This window comes from Cedecea sp. (assembly GCF_036500665.1).
Taxonomy (GTDB): domain Bacteria; phylum Pseudomonadota; class Gammaproteobacteria; order Enterobacterales; family Enterobacteriaceae; genus Cedecea.
This window is the reverse complement of record NZ_DASYBS010000092.1, coordinates 1-1,729: the sequence shown is the minus strand read 5'-3', so window position 1 is coordinate 1,729 and position 1,729 is coordinate 1. Positions and strand designations below refer to the sequence as shown.

The following is a 1,729-nucleotide window of genomic DNA, read 5'->3' as shown; positions in this document are numbered from 1 at the left end:
TGTTCGTCAGGATGGAATAATATTTTTCTGCCACACTACTCTCCACTTTTTATCACGACATCGATGTAAGCGGTCACCGCGCCACCTGTGTAATACGTTCCGGCCGCACCCAGGTCAGCGACCACATCAATGCTGCTGAGGCCACTGCGCAGATTTTTAGCCTTACCGACCTGGCGACGAATACGGTCATACAGTCCGGTGCCAGTGTCCTGCTGGCTGTAAACTTCAATGCGAAAGGTGTACGGCGCCTGGCGCGGCGTTTCTTCCCACCACTCCACCACCCGGGTGGGCAGGCTCACGGCACCCAGTGACCGCCGGACTGCCCCGGCCGTTCCCCGGTGCTGATGAACATATGCCGCATCCTTTATCACCTGCCGCTTTTGCGCCTCACTCCAGCTGTCGTCCCAGAAATCCACCGCAAATTCCCAGGCAAGCCACGGAAGAAGATGAACCGGGCAGGTATCGGGATTTTTCACCGCACTCACCATCCCCGTATCCAGCGCCAGGATTTGCCCCGTTCCCGCCTGCTCCTGGGCGCGCTCCTGCGGGTTATCGCCGGGAGGAAGAAGGGAGCGAAATGTCTCAGTCATTCGTAGCTCCTTTACGGGTGACGTTAATGCCGGTACACCACGGTGCCGCGCCGGCGGCAGCCTCAATGTCTCCGGCAGGACTCAACAGATGCACCCGGACAACGCCGGGCTGCTGCAGGGCAGCATAAACAGCGGAGACGGGCACAATGGCGTTGATTCGATGAGACAGCGATGCATATTGCGTTGCCACGCTGATAGCATTTTCAAGCACAGTTTGAGCATCCGGACCATCGGGTATTTCAAGCTCCGCTGTGATGGCATAATTTGTAATCGTGGCGCTCCTGACATTAACCAAATCTGTCAGCGGCCGTACCTCATCCGCATTCAGCACGCTGAGGGTTTTATCAATCAGAGACGGCCCTGCGGACCCGTTACCTGTTCTGGACAACACATAAACATCCACCTCTCCCGGTCGGTTATGCGTTTCCGGGCCATAAGCGTCAGCATCCAGTACATCCTGATCCACCCGGGTTTTTGCGAAAAAACGATAGGCATTACGCGCACCGGCCGTGTTCAGCTGCGCCCAGGAAAGCTGAATGCGCTCCCGAAAGGCGCTGTCGTCCTCGTTAACCGCGTCGACGGGCGGAACCGCATCCGGACGGGCAGGGATAATCACCAGGCGTGACACGTTGAAAGCGGCCCCCAGCTGGTCCAGGTCAGCCCCTTTCGCGCTCGCCAGAAAAACCGCGCGCACCGCATCATTGACACGCTGAAAGGCCAGGGTAAGTTGCCAGGCGTTGACCTCCCCCTGTTTATAAGCCGGGTCAGACTCCACCAGCGCATCGAATTCCGGATCGAGTTCACGAAGACGGGCAAGCCAGCGTGAAAAAATCTCACCCGCGTCAGGAACAACAATCGCGTCGGGGACATCCAGTTCGGAAAGGTTAATCACGTCATAGCTGCCGGCCATAAATCTGTATGCCTCCCAGGGTCAGCGGTACGTTGCTCTCTTTGTTGAGCCCTTCAATATCCAGGGTGCAGGATGAGGACTCGCTCTGGCTGAAGGACACCCCTACCCGGGTGACCTGCAGGCGGGGCTCCCAACGGGCCAGCGCCGAGGCGGTCGCCGCAATGATGCGCAGCCGGGTCAAATCGTCCCGCGGGTTATCCACCAGTGAAAATAAATCACTGCCGTAATC

3 protein-coding genes are annotated in these 1,729 nt (G+C 58.1%); all 3 read right to left on the bottom strand.

The window, feature by feature from the left end; genetic code table 11:
• Positions 1-35: 35 nt before the first annotated feature.
• The gene (locus VGM55_RS14410; RefSeq protein WP_331635853.1) at positions 36-590 is read right to left on the bottom strand and encodes a phage tail protein I; all 555 of its coding nucleotides are present in this window, start codon (positions 588-590) and stop codon (positions 36-38) included.
• On the bottom strand, positions 583-1,500 hold the full coding sequence (locus tag VGM55_RS14405) for a baseplate assembly protein (RefSeq protein WP_331635852.1): 918 nt from the start codon (positions 1,498-1,500) through the stop codon (positions 583-585). Before VGM55_RS14405 ends, VGM55_RS14410 begins: the two co-directional genes overlap by 8 nt.
• Positions 1,484-1,729, bottom strand: a 246-nt coding sequence (locus VGM55_RS14400; protein ID WP_331635851.1) for a GPW/gp25 family protein, incomplete at its 5' end; no start/stop codon positions are given. The genes VGM55_RS14400 and VGM55_RS14405, both read right to left, overlap by 17 nt.

Coding starts and splice junctions, on each gene's coding strand:
- VGM55_RS14410 (WP_331635853.1), bottom strand. CDS start 590: ATGACTGAGACATTTCGCTCCCTTCTTCCTCCCGGCGATAACCCGCAG.
- VGM55_RS14405 (WP_331635852.1), bottom strand. CDS start 1,500: ATGGCCGGCAGCTATGACGTGATTAACCTTTCCGAACTGGATGTCCCC.